This window comes from Paenibacillus radicis (ex Xue et al. 2023) (assembly GCF_024722015.1).
GTDB lineage: Bacteria > Bacillota > Bacilli > Paenibacillales > NBRC-103111 > Paenibacillus_S.
In genome coordinates this window covers 1-17,059 of the sequence record NZ_JANQBD010000025.1, presented here as the reverse complement: position 1 = coordinate 17,059, position 17,059 = coordinate 1, and the positions used below count along the sequence as shown (strand labels likewise).

The window sequence follows — 17,059 nt, the reverse complement described above, 5'->3', positions numbered from 1 at the left end:
TTTTACTCTTGGCTAAACCGACAAAAGTCGGTTTATTTTTTTGTCCTTCCCTACATATTCGTTGCCTCTATTTCTTGATAAAGTTTCTATTATCAGAAGTTCAAGGAGTGACATCTTATGAGAACGCTTATCAAAAATGGAACGGTCATCAATCCTGAGACTCATTTTATGGAAATCACTAACGTAATCATTGAAGATGGAAAAATTGTTCATATTGGACCTATAACGAATGGGATTGTCGATCATGTCATTGATGCATCAGGCTTGCTTGTTGTTCCCGGTCTTGTAGATATCCATGTCCATTTCCGGGACCCAGGCTTCCCTCAAAAGGAAACGATTTCATCAGGCGCTTTATCCGCAGCTGCCGGAGGATTTACAACGGTAGTCTGTATGCCTAACACGAAGCCCAGCATTGATACTGTAGAAATACTGGAGTATGTGCTCCGTACAGGACTGGAGCAAGCGACCGTCAAGGTTTATTCTTCAGCGGCTCTAACCTACGGGATTGAGGGCAAGGTGCTGACAGAGATGGAGAGCCTGCAGCAAGCCGGGGCGGTTACATTTACAGATGACGGCAAAACTGTGATGGACCCTAAGCTTGTGTACACAGCTTTCCGCAAAGCTGCCGAGCTGGATGTGCCGATCAGCTCCCATTGCGAGGATCATCAATTGGTAAGCGGCGGTTCACTCAATCAAGGCAAGGTGAGCAATCAGCTTGGAGATCCTGGTATTCCCAGGCTGGGTGAAGAATTGATTATAGCACGAGACATTTTATTCGCAGAAGAAACTGGGGCAAGGCTTCACATTCAGCATGTTTCAACGGCCAGAGGGGTTCAGCTTATACGTGAGGCCAAGGCCAGAGGGGTGCGGGTTACAGGGGAAGGAGCACCGCATCATTTCTCCATAACCGATGAGCAAGCATTAGTATGCGGCACATTGGCTAAAGTTAATCCACCGCTGCGAACTCGGGAGGATGTGGAGGCTGTAATTGCAGGTCTGGCAGACGGGACGCTGGAAGCTATTGCAACGGATCATGCCCCTCATACATCTGAGGAGAAGGCGCGCCCGCTTGGAGAGGCCCCGTTTGGAATGGTTGGGCTTGAGACGGCTGTTGGCTTAACCTTTACATTCCTCGTACATTCAGGAAGGCTGGCCCTTACGGATGCAATTGCCAAATTAACGGTCAACCCGTCGAATATTATGGGACTGCCGTCAGGAAGGCTGGCGGAGGGCTTGGACGCCGATATTACAATATTGGATCCACAGAAAGAATGGACGGTAGATCCGGAGCAATTTAAATCGCTATCCCGAAACAGCCCTTTCGCCGGGATGAAGCTCAAAGGGAAAGCTGTGTTAACGATGGTTAATGGAACTGTTGTTTACGATGAAATGCTCAATTAAGTGTTTGGAACCATAATTTTTGCAGCACAGGTATAGGTGAAGGGGCTAACAACTAATGACTAATCGATATTCAAGGGTTTTCCTCATTGTTCTGGACAGCGTTGGGATAGGGGAGCTTCCGGATGCTTCCGTTTATGGTGATCTCGGTTCCAATACGCTTGGACATATAGCGGAGGCTGTCGGTGCATTGCGACTGCCCCACTTGGAACAAATGGGACTTGGCCGCATCGGACCTATTCAAAGCATACAAGCTGTTGAGCATGCGAAGGCTTATTATGGGAAAATGGCTGAGCTTTCAGCGGGCAAGGATACATTAACTGGGCACTGGGAGATCATGGGTGTGCGGAATGATGTTCCTTTCCAAACGTATCCCGAAGGGTTCCCGGAAACGTTCATACAAGCTTTGGAATCGCTGTCAGGCCGTTCAATTATCGGCAATAAGGTGGCATCCGGAACTGAAATATTGGATGAGCTAGGCTTGGAGCATATGCAAAGCGGGGCACTTATTGTATACACCTCAGCCGATAGTGTGCTCCAAATTGCCGCGCATGAAGACATCGTTCCCCTTGCTGAGCTATATGAGATTTGCGGTAAAGCCAGGGAAATGACGCTGAATGCGGATAATTTTGTAGGCAGGGTTATTGCGCGTCCTTTCATAGGTGAGCCTGGCCAATTCAGTAGAACTCCGAATCGGCGGGATTACGCCGTGACGCCGCCAACGGCGACGGTGATGGACCATTTGGTTAAGGCTGGATATGACAGCATTGGGATTGGTAAGATTTCCGATATATTTGCAGGACTAGGCGTTACGGAAAGCTTGAAAACGAAGTCCAATCAGGATGGAGTAGATCAATTAATTAAGGTCATGCAACAGGATTTCAATGGCTTATGCTTCTTGAATCTTGTTGATTTTGACGCTATTTATGGGCATCGCCGTGACCCGCAAGGCTATGCTGCGGCACTGGAGGAGTTCGATGCTCGTTTACCTGAAATTCTGGAAGGCTTAGGCTCCAATGACTTGTTGATCATCACAGCTGATCATGGCAATGATCCGACCCATACAGGTACAGACCATACAAGGGAATATGTACCTCTGCTTGTATCGAAGAAGAGTTTGGGCAAGGGAAGCGACCTTGGAATCCGCTCGACCTTTGCCGACATTGGAGCAACGATTGCAGATAATTTCCTCGTAGAACCCCCGCCTCAGGGAGAGAGCTTTCTTTCTAGCATAGAGGAGCAATAGCCGTATAGTCCGTAAGGACAGAGGGCATGAATAATGTAGGGAAATGCTGCTAGCATAGCCAGCAGGCTCCCAAACGTCATGATTTACTTCCTGTTCAAAATGGGGAATAGCCTTTGTAAACAGCTCAAATACCACATAGTTGACATTAATATAAGCTGAAAAAGCCATTGATCAACAAATGGAAAAATGTACATTGTCTTAATGGACGAATGTGAAACTTATTTTTTGTCCTCACAGACATATCAGATCACATTTTAAACGGATAAAATATATTTTATATAACCGATAGGGACTTTTAGAGAAAGTAATATCGTAAAAGATGAAAGTGAAGGGGTGTTATCCAGCATGTCTACTACAGCAATTCGCATTGAGGATGTAAACAAGATATACAAGGCAAGCGATGGTCGAGAGGTACAGGCTTTAACACATATTGATTTGAATGTTAAAAAAAGTGAATTTATTTCCATCATAGGTCCATCAGGCTGCGGGAAATCAACTTTACTAAGAATACTTGCGAATTTGGATACCCCATCATCAGGTTCGATAACTTGGGAGAAATCAGCTGATAACATTGGCTTTGTGTTTCAGGATGCTACTCTGCTTCCATGGAAAACCGTTTATCAGAATGCCAAGTTTCCGTTGGAAGTAAAGAAATTGGAAACCAAAGAGAATATGGAAAACCTGGATAAGCTGCTGGAGCTTGCGGGATTAAAGGGCTTTGAGAAAGCATATCCACGTGAATTGTCAGGCGGTATGAGGCAGCGGGTAGCGATAGTTCGAGCGTTGTCCTATAACCCTGATGTTCTGTTGATGGATGAGCCGTTCGGTGCTTTGGATGCGCTGACTCGGGATAAAATGGGAATTGAGCTGCTTCGCATTTGGACGGAAACGAAAAAAACGATTTTGTTTGTAACACACAGCATTTCCGAAGCGGCATTTTTATCCGATCGTGTTATCGTAATGTCTCCACGCCCGGGAAAGATCGATGAAATTATCGATATTGATCTGCCTCATCCCCGAACTGTGGAAATGAAGGAAACGATTGAGTTTGTGAATTACGTTAAAAAGCTAAGGGAAGTGTTAGGCTAATGCTGAGATTGAGACAAGTTGGAGAGTATTTAGCAGCCATCCTTTTTCTTGTACTCGTGTGGTATGTGTACGTCGTAGCATTCGATGTGCCGGCATTTATAGTACCGCTTCCAGCGGATGTTGGAAAAGCGCTTATAGAGATGTTTTCCACTCAGGATTTGATGCACCATTTCTTAGTTACCTCAGGTGAAGTGCTTGCAGGCTTCGTATTGGGTATTGTTTTCGGTTATGCGATCGGCTATCTGATTGGTAAATTCAAATTTCTTGAAGATGCGCTGATGCCGTATATTCTTTTGGCCCAAACGGCGCCGAAGATTGCTCTTGCTCCGTTGTTCGTTATATGGTTCGGATTAGGGTTTACCTCCAAGCTGATGTTAATTATTTCGATGGTGTTTTTCCCGGTTATGCTGGGTGCGATATTCGGATTGAAAAGCGTCACTTATAACCTGAAATGCTTGATGCAAATTACAGGCTTAAACTGGTGGCAAAAAATCGTTCAAGTCGAGCTGCCTCATTCCCTGCCGCAAATTTTTGCAGGCTTAAAGGTTGGAATGGTACAGGCCGTTATTGCAGCTATTGTTGCAGAGTGGATATCCGGCGAAAGCGGGTTAGGTTATTTGCTGGTATTTAACAGTACCACTTATAATTCTCCCATGCTTTTTGCCAGTATTATATACACCATTGTCGTTGGGATCATTTTCTACGCACTTATTAGTTTTTTAGAGAATCGTTTTCTATTCTGGCACGATTCCAAGCAAATGAAATAATTCGAGAGGATGTGAGGGCAGGTCATGACCAGGTTTATTCAAGCGGATTTCCCCTTATACGAAGGAACGAAAGTACCGCATCTTCGGATCTCCGAAGGAGAGACAGCGCCCTATGTGCTGCTGCCGGGTGATCCGGGGCGTGTTGAGCTGATTCGCGATTTGTTTAGCAATTATAAGATCATCAGCTCTAATCGTGAATTTAAAGTAGGGACAGGCGAATTCAACGGCAATCCAGTCTCCGTATGTTCTACAGGCATTGGCGGTCCTTCTACCGAAATAGCCGTTCTCGAATTGCTCCGATTAAAGGCCAAATGCTTGCTTAGAATCGGTGGAACCGCTGCTATTCAAGAAGGAATTGATTGTGGGGATATGATCATCAACACAGGCAGTGTTCGATTGGGAGGGACTACGAATCATTATGCGCGTCCCGAATTTCCAGCGTTGGCCAATCATTATGTAGTGCAGGCGCTGATTGAAGCCTGTGAGGATCTGGGTTACCGCTATCATCTCGGCATAGGCGCAACGACCTCTTCGTTTTACCATGGTCAGGGAAGAGACGTAAGTCCTTATAATTACTCAGCGAGCATCATTGAGGAAATGAAGGCGCTTGGAGTGCTTAATCTGGAGATGGAATCAGAAACACTTTTGACCATTGCTTCAGTTATGGGAGCTTATGCAGGCACATTGCTTGTTGTCCATGCCAACCGAATCACGAATCAATGGCTGGTGGATTACGAAGAAAGCCAAATGAAATTATGCAAGGTCGCGTTGCACGCAGTAGACAAATTGATAACTAGGGGTGTTGTTTCATGATGAAGAAGAAATCACTTAGCCTTTTACTCAGTCTTACGCTTGCTGGCAGCTTATTGGCAGCTTGTGGCGCCAAACCTAATGATACTGCACAAACGCCTGCTGCCGGTGGAGAGAAACCAAAGGAAATTCAGAAGGTTACGGTTCAAATGGATGGAGCAGCTGTTCCTTACTATGCACCGATGTATGTAGCCAAAGAGCAAGGCTTCTTTAAGGAGCAAGGTCTTGACGTCGATTTCGTTTATGCAGATGCTGCCAGTATCGTGAAAAACGTTGCTGCGGACAATGTGCAATTCGGATTTCCTAATGCCGATGCCGTTATTACAGCAAAATCACAAGGCATTCCTGTAAAAGTTGTGCACACAACTTATCAGCGCGGTCTGGGAGCAACCATTTTCAAAAAAGGCAAAGGAATTACAAGCCCTAAAGATTTGAAAGGTAAAACGGTTGCCGTAACCAGCTTCGGAAGCCCGAACTATATCCAACTGCAGGTGCTGCTTGAGAAAAATGGCATGAACATCAAGGATGTTAATGCCAAAATCGTAGGTACCGGCGCAATTGTAAATGCATTGGTCTCTGATGAAGTTGATGCCATCACCTTCTCCATGCTGAGAACGGTTGAGCTTAAAAACAGCGGCGTGGATGTGGATGAAATTCGTTCCGATGATTTCCTTCCTTCCTTTGGTAATGTTGTCGTAACTTCGGATAAATACTTGTCCACGAATAAGAACACGGTTATCGCGTTCAACAAAGCTTTGAACCAGTCACTGGATTATATTATTAAAGGCAATGTGAAAGCTGCTGTTGATATGTCCATCAAGAAATATGCTACGTCGTCTGAAGGTAAACAGGAAATTACTGAAAAAATCTTCAATGATGTGTTCATTCCTTATTTGTGGCAGAGCGATCTGACTAAGAAGGATGGCTATGGTGCTGCTGATATGGCAAGATGGCAAACGTCAATCGACACGCAAAAGACATTTGATATTATCAAGACAACCTTTAAAGCGGAAGATTTAGTTGTCCCAAATCTAAAGTAACGCAGGTGAATGCACTATGAATTATTTTGGACGAAAAAGTTTTCTCGTTATCCTTACGTTACTGGTGTTCGTTGGTTTGTGGCAGGCATACGTATCTGTTTTTCATATACCGGTACAAATTCTTCCAGGTCCTGCATTGTTTGTATCCAAATTTCTTAAAATTTTAACGATGGGGGATATGGGAACCCACATTGGGATTACGTTATATGAGATATTCATCGGATTTCTGATTGGTTGTGTACTTGGGTTACTTTTCGGTTATTTGCTGGCCAAAAGCGTATTGTTGGAACGTCTGTTCAATCCGTATATTGTTTTGGTTCAAATAGCACCGAAAATTTCAATTGCACCACTGTTTCTCTTGTGGTTCGGCTTGGGTGCAACCTCGAAGATTGCACTCGTCATCTTGGTCGTCTTTTTCCCCATCATGGTCAATACGATCGTCGGTATCCGTTCTGTAGAAAAGAATATGCAGGATTTGCTGCATATTCTGAAGGCTAACCGGTGGCAGCGTTTCTGGACGGTAGAAATTCCTTATTCCTTACCTTCTATTATGTCCGGTGTCAAAGTATCTACAACCTATGCAATAACGGGTGCGGTTATCGGTGAAATGATTGGCGCCAAGGCAGGGTTAGGGTATCTGGTAATTCTGGGCAGTGAAACCTATGACATTAATATGATTTTAACGGCGGTTTTATTGTTAAGCGTAATTGGCTTACTGCTATACATGCTGTCGAATATGTTGGAGAAAAGACTGCTTCGTTGGCATGAGTCTCAAGAGCTTATTTTGTAAATATTTTACGTTTCTACCCGCCCTGACGTTTAAGTCATCTGTCTGACAGATCTGAAGCGTCGGGGTGTTTCATTTAAACCTGGAATTATGAGCTCTAATCGGTATTTTTTTCTTATCCAAACAGACAAAAGAAACTGACATCTTTCGGCTTTATACACAATGACTGTTCTTTTTCTCTTACGTATACTGAGGAAAAAGCTTAGGTATAATGAGGTGATTGCTCGTGAATATAAATCGTTTGGAAGCTGCATTGAAGGAAGTTAACGAGATTGGGGCTGCAAATGGAGAGGGAATAACGAGACTTGCCTATTCCAGGGAGCATTGGGAAGCAAATGAATATTTGATCCGAAAATGCAAGGATGAAGGTATGTCGGTGCGGATTGACGCCTGCGGGAATGTTATTGCCCGGCGTGAAGGCAGTGAACCTCAGCTTCCCGCAGTGACATGCGGATCGCATCTCGATACAGTACAGCATGGCGGCGGATACGATGGAACTCTCGGAGTTATTGCAGGATTGGAAATGATTCGAAGCTTGAATGAGAAGGGGATTGTTACGCGCAATCCTATTGAGCTGATTTCATTTGCCTGTGAAGAATCAGCGCGCTTCGGTGTATCGACCATAGGAAGCAAAGCTATGGCTGGCAAGTTAAACAAAGAATCGCTGCAAAAGCTGCGTGACAATGAGGGTGTTTCATTTCCGGAAGCATTAGCAGCAGTTGACCTGGACTTTGCCCATATCGAAACGGCGCGAAGAAGCGGGAAAGATATTAAAGCTTTTTTCGAGCTTCACATTGAGCAAGGCCCACTGCTTGAAAACAGCGGTAGGGAAGTTGGGATTGCAACTGGAATAGCTGCTCCCATCCGCCTGGAGGTTACGATCCAAGGCAAGGCTTCCCATTCGGGGACGACTCCGATGAATATGCGTAAGGATGCGCTGATTGGAGCGGCCGAGATCATTACGGAGCTGGAAAAGGCAGCGTTAGAGGAAGCCGAGCATGGTACGGTTGCCACAGCAGGAGTATGTGATGTTCAACCAGGAGCGATGAATGTCGTACCGGACTGGGTAAGCTTAAAGATCGATATTCGTGGCACCGTTATAACATCCAGACAAATCATCATTGAACGTCTGTCTCAACTGTTCAGAGGATTGCAAAAAAGGCGGGGACTTCAGGTCGAAGCTAGAATCTTAAGTGATGAGAAGCCCGTCGTTCTGGATAAATATACAGTACGATTGTTATCTACTTTATGTGAAGCTCAAGGTATCGCTTACATGAATATGATGAGCGGTGCCGGGCATGATGCGATGAATATGGCAAGTATTTGTCCGACTGGCTTGATCTTCATTCCATCGCGAGACGGATTAAGCCATCATAAGGATGAATACAGCTCCATTGCCCAAATAGCTAAAGGCGCCGCCTTGTTGGAAGAAGTCGTTCTCCGGTGTGCGGAAGAAGTTCAGAAAAAGCCGGCCGGGACATTTAAAAACATGGATAGGAGCAAACATCATGAGAGCGGAAAAACGAAAAGTATTATCTAATCAACAAGTGAGTGAACGTTATTGGCATATGATTGTCGATGCATCGAACCTGCATATTTCAGCCAGGCCCGGACAATTTTTTAATGTCCTGTGCGGGGAGGATAATTACCCTCTGCTGCGTCGGCCATTTAGCATATATAGAATTAATAAAGATTCCAACACGCTCGAATTTCTTTACTTGGTCAAAGGAATCGGTACGCAGCGCTTGGCTGGAATAAAGGCTGGAGAAACAGTCGATATTTTCGGCCCGCTCGGTACTGGTTTTACTTTACGGGAAAACGAAGGGACCATTCTTATGCTTGCACGCGGAGTAGGCATAGCGACATTGGCAGCACTCGCGCAGGAAGCGGCAGAGCAGGGAATTCGCAGCGTCGCAATTCTTAGTGCAAGAACGCGCAATGATTTACTTGCAGCTGAGGCGCTTCAGGGCTTTGGAGCAAAGGTATATAAAGTGACGGATGAGGACGGTACTAGCGGTGTCGGACATGTACGACAGTTGATTGAGCAAATTATGAGCGAAGATGATATCAGCGCTGCTTACACCTGTGGATCGAAACGGCTGTCCATGCTTTTGCAGGAGGTTGCAGCGGAAAAGGATATTTTCGCAGAAATCGCTTTGGAAGAAAATATGGGCTGCGCAATGGGCGTTTGTTTTGCTTGTGTTTGTGATATTCAAGAGGCGGACGGTTCAACCCGGACTGTAAGGGTTTGTAAAGAAGGACCCGTGTTTTCCTTGGAACAGGTGGTGTTGGCATGATGAAAGTGGATCAGGAAGCATTGAATCTGGAAGTTAATATCGGGAGTCTTCGGCTGCAGAATCCGATTATGCCTGCATCCGGCGCCTTTGGTGAAGAAATGGATCAGGTGATCGACTTTAATCGAATCGCCGCCATCGTACCCAAAAGCATAACGAAATATCCCCGCAAAGGGAATTTGACTCCGCGAGTATGCGAGGTTCCGGCAGGTATGATCAACTCCATCGGGATTCAAAGCAAAGGAATTGAGTACTATCTGGAAAAGACCATTCCTTATTATAAACAATATGACGTTCCTCTAATCTCGAGCATTTCAGCAGATTCGATCGATGAGTTTGCTGAAATGGCAGAGATAATCGGCAAGCTGAGCGACGTTCACGCATTAGAATTGAACATTTCATGCCCTAACCTGAAAGGGAACGGCTTAGCCTTCGGCATGGACCCGGAAGCAACTCGTGCACTGGTTCTTCGTGTGAAGGAAGTTACGGAAAAACCGATCATTGCCAAGCTTTCGCCTAATGTGACAAGCATTCAGGAAATTGCACTTGCAGCCGAACAAGGCGGAGCGGATGGATTGAATGTGGCTAACACGATATTGGCAATGGCCATCGATATCCATACGCGTAAGCCTAAGATCGGCAATAACATGGGGGGCCTATCCGGTCCTGCGGTCAAGCCGATTATTGTCCGGATGATCTACCAGGTCCGGCAAGTAACGAGCCTCCCGATTATCGGCTGCGGCGGCATTATGAACGGAGAAGACGCCATCGAAATGATTTTGGCTGGAGCTACCGCTGTGCAAGTAGGAACGGCCAGTTTTGTCCAACCAACCGCTATGCTCGATATTTTACAGGAAATAAAGGACTATATGGTGCGGTATCAAGTTCAGGATATTAAAGAATTAATTGGGAAAGTTATGGTAAACAGCACTTATATTGCGGATTAACTATCCGCTTGTTCTACATAGGAAGTTCAGCGCTATAAGAATGTAAATAGCAGTATGACGTACAGATGATGCTCATAACTGCCGGGAGGTTTATCTTGAGTATGGATGTGCTCCGCAATCTAAGGTTTCGATATAAAATTTTTATATTGAATGTAACGGCCATTATTGCAATCCTTCTTATTGCGCTTGTAGGTTATCACTATATGACGGGTATGGCTGTGAATACAAAGGAAATGTATACTAACAGGCTGCTGCCCGTTAAATGGGTAAATGCCATTCAAACGGCTACACGTATGAATGAAGGAAGTATGCTTGAGTTTGTATTGACCAAGGATGAGTTGTTGAAAAGTAAAATAAGCAAGCAGGATCAATTTATCGACTCTACGATAGAAGAATACGGAAAGCTTGCATTGAGTCCGAAAGAGCTGGAGCTCATTCAGCAGTATAAAGGCCTGCTTCCAGCCTATCGCTCTTCTGTTGTCAAAGTCATTGAGCTGGCTGCTGCCAATAACGAAGCGAAGGCTTATGATGCTTTTGTGACGGAAGCCAGCAGATTGGGCAATCAAATTAATCAAGTTCTAACTGATTTATCTGCACACAATGAGCAAATTGCCGAGCAGTTATATGAGCAAACAGAGAACGAGGCCACTACGGCACAAATCTTCACCTTAATTGCAACCTTGCTGGCAGTAGGAATATTTATTATCGTAGGATTTCTTATCAACTATGTAATTACAAAACCGATTCTCTCGCTGCAATCCCTGATGAACCGGGCTGAAGCTGGAGATCTTTCGGTTGTAGGCGATTACCCCTACCAGGATGAGGTGGGCAACCTAACCAACTCCTTTAATAAAATGCTGCAGGGGTTGCGTGGGTTGGTCGTACAAGTATCAGAGAATGCGCTCATTATTTCGGCAAGCTCTCAACAGCTGCTTGCAAGTACTGAACAAGGAGCATCCGCTTCGGAACAAATCGCCTCTTCAAGCGAGCATCTGGAGCTGGAGCTGGACAAACAAGTTAATAGTATTGAAGATGCTACTGCAGCTATTTATCAAATTAGGCAAAATGTCGTAACTATTGGCGACAGCGGTGAGAATGTATATGTATCTGCAAGTAAAGCGGCGAGCTTCTCCAAAGAAGGAGCATCGACCGTATCATCGGTATCGGAGCAAATGAAGTCGATTTATTCAACGGTAAAAGACCTCGACTCCACGGTGGAGCTGCTGACAGGACATATTCAGGAAATCGGGAAATTCGTCACAGTCATTCATGAGATTTCCACTCAAACTAACCTTCTGTCTCTGAATGCAGCCATTGAAGCGGCACGAGCAGGAGAAGCGGGAAGAGGCTTTACTGTGGTAGCTGAAGAGGTGAGAAAGCTTGCCGATGAATCAGCTGGCTCCTCTCAGCAAATTGAGAAGCTGATCGGTTCGATTCAAGCGGAGATGAAGCGGATTGGCAGCACAATGCGGCACGGATTAAATGAAGTCGAGCTAGGAATCGAAAAAACGAAGCATACCCAAGTCGTGTTTCATCATATTGATGAGGCGGTTGATCATGTATACGTGGGAGTTGCGAGCGTTAAGGATACTATTGACCAGCTTATCGCGGGCAGTCAAAGAATCGTATCTGTAATGGATGTGGTAAATAACGTGGCTAAGGAAGGCATGACAGTCAGCCGGCAAAGCACAGCATCCAGTCAGGAGCAGCTTTCCAGCATGGAGGAGATCAGGAGTGCGGCTGATGCTCTTGCCAAGCTATCGGAGGAGCTGCAGCTGACGTTGCAGCATTTTCGATTGTAAATGTTGGGTGAAAATAAAAAAGTGATGATTATTTATGCATTTTAATGTATAATTATGAAGAATCATTACAATTTTTTAGAGATAGAAGGGATGATTTAGATGGATAAAGTAGAGAGAGTAAAAGTATTATCTGAGCTGTATGAACTAATTAACATGTACTATGTAGAACGTGATCAACCGAGTGAGGAAAACAACTTTTTTGCAAAAGTAGAGAACTGCTGCAAGCAATTGGATCTGGATTTTGATGAATTGAAAAAAGTATTTGAACTTAACTCTATATAATAAATGATGTACAAAAACAGAGAGATAAAGGAACTAGCAGCTAGCTGTGCCTTTATCTCTCTGTTTTTTGAGTTTTCCAGGTGACCCACCGTAAGACTTCGGTTCTCCTCATATGACATTTGTCATGTGTTAGTACTGACACTTATGACTAACGCAGTATACATGCATGGATTAGAATAGATGTAGAGCTATACTCAGCTTAAGTGTGTACATTACAAGGAGGAACCTATGCCTAGTTCTAATCATCAAGCCCAGTTGAGAAAAAATGTCGCCCCTTATGAAAAATCCAGCACTAAATCGAGCATAAGACAAATTCTCAACACATTGCCTCCTTTTGTTTTATTGTGGCTTGCCGCGTATTTCAGCATGTCCGTATCGTATTGGCTTACCCTTGTGTTTGCTATACTGGCATCGGGTTTTGTCATTCGGACCTTCATTATTTTTCATGATTGCTGCCATCAATCCTTTTTCAAAAATCGACTAGCGAATGAAATCGTGGGAACCATTACAGGAGTTATTACTCTTTTTCCTTACCATCAGTGGAAGAATGCCCACTCCATACATCATGCAACAAGCAGCAACTTAGATAAACGGGGTATCGGCGATATATGGATGCTTACCGTAGATGAATATCTTGCCTTGCCTGTATGGAGACGTATTGCTTACCGACTGTACCGTAACCCGGTTACGATGCTTGTGCTTGGCCCTATCTACACCTTCCTTATTGCTCAACGCTTCAATGTAAAGGGAGCTCGTAAGGCTGAGCGTATTAACACATGGATTACTAATGTAAGTATTGTTGTCTTGTACAGTGTTGTCTGCTGGGCAATCGGCTGGCAAACCTTTTTGCTTATTCAAGGTCCTATTTTTTGGGTTTCGGGTGCACTTGGCATCTGGTTATTTTATGTACAGCATCAGTTTGAGGATTCCTACTTTGAGAAGGAAGGGGATTGGAGCTACGTGAAGGCTGCCGTTGATGGAAGCTCTTATTATAAGCTACCTAAAGTATTGCAATGGATTACGGGAAATATTGGCTTTCATCATGTTCATCATTTAAATCCAAGAGTTCCTAATTATAATCTGGAGCAAGCTCATAACGCAGTGCCGCCATTGCAGCATGCTACTACTATAACAATCGCTACCAGTCTAAAAGCTTTAAACTACCGTCTTTGGGATGAAGAAAGCAAGTCTTTTGTAGGCTTCAAAGAAATCCGCCATTTGCTCTTAAAGGCCAAACCGTTAACGACTGGCGCTAAAAAATCGGCATAGAGGCATACTAGAAAAGACAATGTAAAGCTTTTATATACAATCATGCAATGACAACCCATTCTTTGATATATATGTTAAAATAGTAGTAACGACTGTACATCAATTAGGAGAACTTGCCATGCAGCTGAAGAAATACCAACTATTCCCTAAAAGCACTGGACTTAGCCCCTATGTGTGGCTTGTGTTTGGTATTCTTCCGTTCTATTTTATATTCCGTTCTTCATCCAATCTCGAAATCACATCCGGCATTCTGATGATTATCGCCTTCTTTTTCTGCTATCGGCTGACCTTTTATTATAAAGGCTGGCCGGTATATGTCGGGGTGAGCTTGCAAATTGCTATATCCATAGCGATGACGATTCTTTTTAACTATGCGTATTTTTCCTTCTTTCTTGCTTTCTTTATTGGGAATATTCAGAATAAGGCCGGATTTATTACCCTTTATACCGTTCATATAGTGACGAGCATCATTACCGTTAATATTGGTTTTATCCTGCAAAATAAGTTTTTCTTGTCACAAGCCCCATTTATATTAATCTGTCTTATCGGCGTCATATTGCTTCCATTAGGGAGCTATAACCGAAATAAGCGTGGAGAGCTTCAGGAGCAGCTTAAGGATGCCAATATGAGGATTTCTGAGCTGGTTAAGATTGAAGAGCGTCAGCGTATAGCTCGCGATCTGCATGACACACTTGGTCAAAAGCTCTCTCTCATTGGCTTGAAAAGTGACCTTGCCAGCAAATTAATAACTAAAGATCCTGATCGGGCACGTGCAGAAATAAAGGACGTTCAACAAACAGCCAGAACGGCTTTAAAGGAAGTTAGACATATCGTTTCGCAAATGAGGGGAACGAGAATCGAAGAGGAAATTTCTCATGTCCAGCAAATTTTGAAGGCAGCCCAAATTGATTTCCATTTGGAAGGCAACGAAGCTATTTCTAATGTTTCTTTATTGTCAGAGAATGTGTTAAGCATGTGTCTGAAGGAGGCTGTAACGAATGTGGTCAAGCATAGCGGCGCCTCGGCTTGCTCTGTCACGTTTGAGAGGACTCAATCCGAGCTGCTGATGAAAGTCCACGACAATGGTATTGGCTTGGGTGAGCAGTCCTGTATTAAACGGGGCAATGGCCTGCAGGGAATGAAAGAAAGACTGGAATTCGTCAACGGAAGCCTTGAATTTGCATTGACCAAAGGAACAACAATCATCACGAGAATCCCCCAGATGATAAACCAATCGGATAAGGGTGAGCGTACATGATACGAATTGTGATTGCAGAAGATCAACGAATGTTACTGGGAGCTCTAGGTTCCCTGCTTGATTTGGAAGAGGACATGGAGGTTGTTGGTAAAGCGGCGGATGGGGAAAAAGCTTTAGAGCTGGTTCGTCTACATCAACCGGATGTTTGTATTATGGATATAGAAATGCCTTTGAAAACGGGACTTGAGGTTGCTGAACAGCTAAAAGGAGACCGTTGTAAGGTCATCATTCTAACGACCTTTGCTCGTGCAGGCTATTTTGATCGAGCCATCAAAGCAGGTGTAAGCGGGTATTTGTTGAAGGATAGTCCAAGCGAAGAATTAGCCAACACCATTCGCAGTGTCCTGAGCGGCCGTCGGGTTTATGCCTCAGAACTGGTGGATGAGGCGTATAGCGATGATAATCCTCTGACTGAGCGGGAGAAGCAGGTTCTATCTTTAATTGCCGATGGAAAGAATACCAAGGAAATTGCGAGTCAACTCTACCTTACTACAGGAACCATCCGAAATTATATTTCCATCATCCTCGATAAGCTCGATGTTAGCAACCGGATCGAAGCTATCAAGCATTTTAATGAAAAAGGATGGTTCAAATGATAGCCGCGGGAGACACTTACCTTCCTGTGGCTTTCTTTGTGTTTGAAATCGGATAACGATGACTATAGAAGAAATCAAATAAACTACAGGAATGTTAATTCTATAGTTAGACCATACTGTTTAGTAAGGAGGAGGTGAAAGTATATGGCAAAAGATGTTCTATGCGACGTGAATTCCTGTAAGTATTGGGCAACGGGTAATAAATGCAATGCTACCTCGATTTATGTAGTTAGCCATCGCGGTAAACAGGCTGCTAATTCGGAAGAAACGGATTGTAAAACTTTTGAACCTCAAATTTAATAACTATTTCGAAAGCAACTGTTACAGCAGTTGCTTTTTTCATAATATCAGACTTGATAAGTTTTCAGCGGAGCTGAAGCTGATATTGCAAGAAAAGCTACCGCTAAGACACGAATGTATCTTCATCGAGAGGACTTCGAATAGAAGCTTTTCTTATTTCTAGTTTAACCGACAATGATAATCGTTATCACAAATTTTGAAAATTTTTTTGAAATTATCTTAAATAAGCCTTCTATACTACATAAGAACAATTTTTTGCTGTCATATTCTTTTGAAAACTGTTAAACTAATAGGATGCTTTTATAGGCATGTAAAAAAAGCTGAGGAGAATAAAATGAATACAACAATACTAAATAAATATTGTATTGATACGGTGGGGTTTGCAGTTACCAAAATTGGGAAGATTACTAAAGTGGCGAATAGAACCATCCATGTGGATTGGGGTTTTAAAAGTATGATTTATATAAATAAAGACTTTCGATGGATACCTCTTAGTAAGGAAGAGATTGAAAAAAAGTACAAGAAGAATAAGTTTTCAGCAGATGCTTTGAAAAGAGCGTTGGAATTAGGTTTTGAAATCCATTAAAAACTAGCAGTCATTTTTTTAATGGCAAAAAGACTTGCAATGCGATTGTTATATGTGGTATATTGGCAATCTTGCTGTTGAGAACGGCAAAAAAAGATAAGTAAATAAATAAAAATAAAGTACTTGCAATTAGTAAACAACATGTGTTATATTAATTCAGCTGCTTACGAGGCAGTGAAACAAACGAGTAAATAGAACATGATTGCCCTTTGAAAACTGAACAACGAGTGAGTGTTAAAATGGAGAATGAAAATTCTCGCTAGCATTACTTTTGAGCTTAAGACAAGCTTGCGTTAAACGGTCTTCGTGACCAACTTTAATGGAGAGTTTGATCCTGGCTCAGGACGAACGCTGGCGGCGTGCCTAATACATGCAAGTCGAGCGGATTTCACCTTCGGGTGAAGTTAGCGGCGGACGGGTGAGTAACACGTAGGCAACCTGCCTGTAAGACCGGGATAACTATCGGAAACGATAGCTAAGAGCGGATAGCTGAATGGAACGCATGTTCTGTTCATGAAACACGGAGCAATCTGTGGCTTACAGATGGGCCTGCGGCGCATTAGCTAGTTGGTGAGGTAACGGCTCACC

17 protein-coding genes and 1 rRNA gene are annotated in these 17,059 nt (G+C 43.8%); all 18 read left to right on the top strand.

From position 1 onward, the window contains the following. The first annotated feature begins 117 nt into the window (after window positions 1-117). Complete coding sequence (locus tag NV381_RS28440) at window positions 118-1,401, top strand: dihydroorotase (RefSeq protein ID WP_258216687.1); 1,284 nt, start codon at window positions 118-120, stop codon at window positions 1,399-1,401. Between the two features lie 55 nt (window positions 1,402-1,456). Then, window positions 1,457-2,644: a phosphopentomutase gene (deoB, locus tag NV381_RS28435; RefSeq protein ID WP_258216686.1), complete on the top strand. Its 1,188-nt coding sequence runs from the start codon at window positions 1,457-1,459 to the stop codon at window positions 2,642-2,644. Window positions 2,645-2,989: 345 nt separating this feature from the next. Continuing rightward, window positions 2,990-3,733 carry an ABC transporter ATP-binding protein gene (locus NV381_RS28430; protein ID WP_258216685.1) on the top strand — a complete coding sequence of 248 codons (744 nt, stop codon included), beginning with the start codon at window positions 2,990-2,992 and terminating at the stop codon, window positions 3,731-3,733. After that, entirely contained in the window at window positions 3,733-4,500 is a 768-nt protein-coding gene (locus tag NV381_RS28425) for an ABC transporter permease (protein WP_258216684.1), read from the top strand. The genes NV381_RS28430 and NV381_RS28425 overlap by 1 nt, the downstream gene beginning before the upstream one ends. Before the next feature lie 24 nt (window positions 4,501-4,524). Further along, entirely contained in the window at window positions 4,525-5,313 is a 789-nt protein-coding gene (locus NV381_RS28420) for a nucleoside phosphorylase (RefSeq protein ID WP_258216683.1), read from the top strand. Then, window positions 5,310-6,350: an ABC transporter substrate-binding protein gene (locus NV381_RS28415; RefSeq protein WP_258216682.1), complete on the top strand. Its 1,041-nt coding sequence runs from the start codon at window positions 5,310-5,312 to the stop codon at window positions 6,348-6,350. The genes NV381_RS28420 and NV381_RS28415 overlap by 4 nt, the downstream gene beginning before the upstream one ends. Window positions 6,351-6,366: 16 nt before the next feature. Next, complete coding sequence (locus tag NV381_RS28410; protein ID WP_258216681.1) at window positions 6,367-7,140, top strand: ABC transporter permease; 774 nt, start codon at window positions 6,367-6,369, stop codon at window positions 7,138-7,140. A gap of 223 nt (window positions 7,141-7,363) precedes the next feature. Then, complete coding sequence (locus NV381_RS28405) at window positions 7,364-8,677, top strand: Zn-dependent hydrolase (protein ID WP_258216680.1); 1,314 nt, start codon at window positions 7,364-7,366, stop codon at window positions 8,675-8,677. Further along, window positions 8,646-9,434: a dihydroorotate dehydrogenase electron transfer subunit gene (locus NV381_RS28400; protein ID WP_258216679.1), complete on the top strand. Its 789-nt coding sequence runs from the start codon at window positions 8,646-8,648 to the stop codon at window positions 9,432-9,434. Before NV381_RS28405 ends, NV381_RS28400 begins: the two co-directional genes overlap by 32 nt. Further along, window positions 9,431-10,378, top strand: coding sequence for a dihydroorotate dehydrogenase (locus NV381_RS28395; protein WP_258216678.1), 948 nt, complete (start codon window positions 9,431-9,433; stop codon window positions 10,376-10,378). The genes NV381_RS28400 and NV381_RS28395 overlap by 4 nt, the downstream gene beginning before the upstream one ends. Window positions 10,379-10,479: 101 nt before the next feature. Continuing rightward, window positions 10,480-12,180, top strand: coding sequence for a methyl-accepting chemotaxis protein (locus NV381_RS28390; RefSeq protein WP_258216780.1), 1,701 nt, complete (start codon window positions 10,480-10,482; stop codon window positions 12,178-12,180). Window positions 12,181-12,279: 99 nt separating this feature from the next. After that, window positions 12,280-12,462 (top strand): hypothetical protein, encoded by a 183-nt coding sequence (locus NV381_RS28385; protein ID WP_258216677.1) that lies wholly within the window; start codon window positions 12,280-12,282, stop codon window positions 12,460-12,462. Between the two features lie 228 nt (window positions 12,463-12,690). Then, window positions 12,691-13,731, top strand: coding sequence for a fatty acid desaturase (locus tag NV381_RS28380; RefSeq protein WP_258216676.1), 1,041 nt, complete (start codon window positions 12,691-12,693; stop codon window positions 13,729-13,731). Between the two features lie 118 nt (window positions 13,732-13,849). Then, window positions 13,850-14,989, top strand: coding sequence for a sensor histidine kinase (locus NV381_RS28375; RefSeq protein ID WP_258216675.1), 1,140 nt, complete (start codon window positions 13,850-13,852; stop codon window positions 14,987-14,989). Next, window positions 14,986-15,585, top strand: a complete 600-nt coding sequence (locus tag NV381_RS28370; RefSeq protein WP_258216674.1) for a response regulator transcription factor — start codon at window positions 14,986-14,988, stop codon at window positions 15,583-15,585. The genes NV381_RS28375 and NV381_RS28370 overlap by 4 nt, the downstream gene beginning before the upstream one ends. 144 nt (window positions 15,586-15,729) lie before the next feature. After that, window positions 15,730-15,885 carry a DUF1540 domain-containing protein gene (locus NV381_RS28365; protein ID WP_258216673.1) on the top strand — a complete coding sequence of 52 codons (156 nt, stop codon included), beginning with the start codon at window positions 15,730-15,732 and terminating at the stop codon, window positions 15,883-15,885. Between the two features lie 334 nt (window positions 15,886-16,219). After that, a complete protein-coding gene (locus tag NV381_RS28360) occupies window positions 16,220-16,471 on the top strand; it encodes a hypothetical protein (RefSeq protein WP_258216672.1) in 252 nt (83 codons plus the stop codon). 316 nt (window positions 16,472-16,787) lie between these two features. Further along, window positions 16,788-17,059 (top strand): 16S ribosomal RNA (locus NV381_RS28355); the annotation flags it as partial.

Excerpts from the sequence above, each read along its gene's own strand:
- NV381_RS28440 (WP_258216687.1), top strand. The coding sequence starts at position 118 with ATGAGAACGCTTATCAAAAATGGAACGGTCATCAATCCTGAGACTCAT.
- deoB (WP_258216686.1), top strand. The coding sequence starts at position 1,457 with ATGACTAATCGATATTCAAGGGTTTTCCTCATTGTTCTGGACAGCGTT.
- NV381_RS28430 (WP_258216685.1), top strand. The coding sequence starts at position 2,990 with ATGTCTACTACAGCAATTCGCATTGAGGATGTAAACAAGATATACAAG.
- NV381_RS28425 (WP_258216684.1), top strand. The coding sequence starts at position 3,733 with ATGCTGAGATTGAGACAAGTTGGAGAGTATTTAGCAGCCATCCTTTTT.
- NV381_RS28420 (WP_258216683.1), top strand. The coding sequence starts at position 4,525 with ATGACCAGGTTTATTCAAGCGGATTTCCCCTTATACGAAGGAACGAAA.
- NV381_RS28415 (WP_258216682.1), top strand. The coding sequence starts at position 5,310 with ATGATGAAGAAGAAATCACTTAGCCTTTTACTCAGTCTTACGCTTGCT.
- NV381_RS28410 (WP_258216681.1), top strand. The coding sequence starts at position 6,367 with ATGAATTATTTTGGACGAAAAAGTTTTCTCGTTATCCTTACGTTACTG.
- NV381_RS28400 (WP_258216679.1), top strand. The coding sequence starts at position 8,646 with ATGAGAGCGGAAAAACGAAAAGTATTATCTAATCAACAAGTGAGTGAA.
- NV381_RS28395 (WP_258216678.1), top strand. The coding sequence starts at position 9,431 with ATGATGAAAGTGGATCAGGAAGCATTGAATCTGGAAGTTAATATCGGG.
- NV381_RS28390 (WP_258216780.1), top strand. The coding sequence starts at position 10,480 with ATGGATGTGCTCCGCAATCTAAGGTTTCGATATAAAATTTTTATATTG.
- NV381_RS28385 (WP_258216677.1), top strand. The coding sequence starts at position 12,280 with ATGGATAAAGTAGAGAGAGTAAAAGTATTATCTGAGCTGTATGAACTA.
- NV381_RS28380 (WP_258216676.1), top strand. The coding sequence starts at position 12,691 with ATGCCTAGTTCTAATCATCAAGCCCAGTTGAGAAAAAATGTCGCCCCT.
- NV381_RS28375 (WP_258216675.1), top strand. The coding sequence starts at position 13,850 with ATGCAGCTGAAGAAATACCAACTATTCCCTAAAAGCACTGGACTTAGC.
- NV381_RS28370 (WP_258216674.1), top strand. The coding sequence starts at position 14,986 with ATGATACGAATTGTGATTGCAGAAGATCAACGAATGTTACTGGGAGCT.
- NV381_RS28365 (WP_258216673.1), top strand. The coding sequence starts at position 15,730 with ATGGCAAAAGATGTTCTATGCGACGTGAATTCCTGTAAGTATTGGGCA.
- NV381_RS28360 (WP_258216672.1), top strand. The coding sequence starts at position 16,220 with ATGAATACAACAATACTAAATAAATATTGTATTGATACGGTGGGGTTT.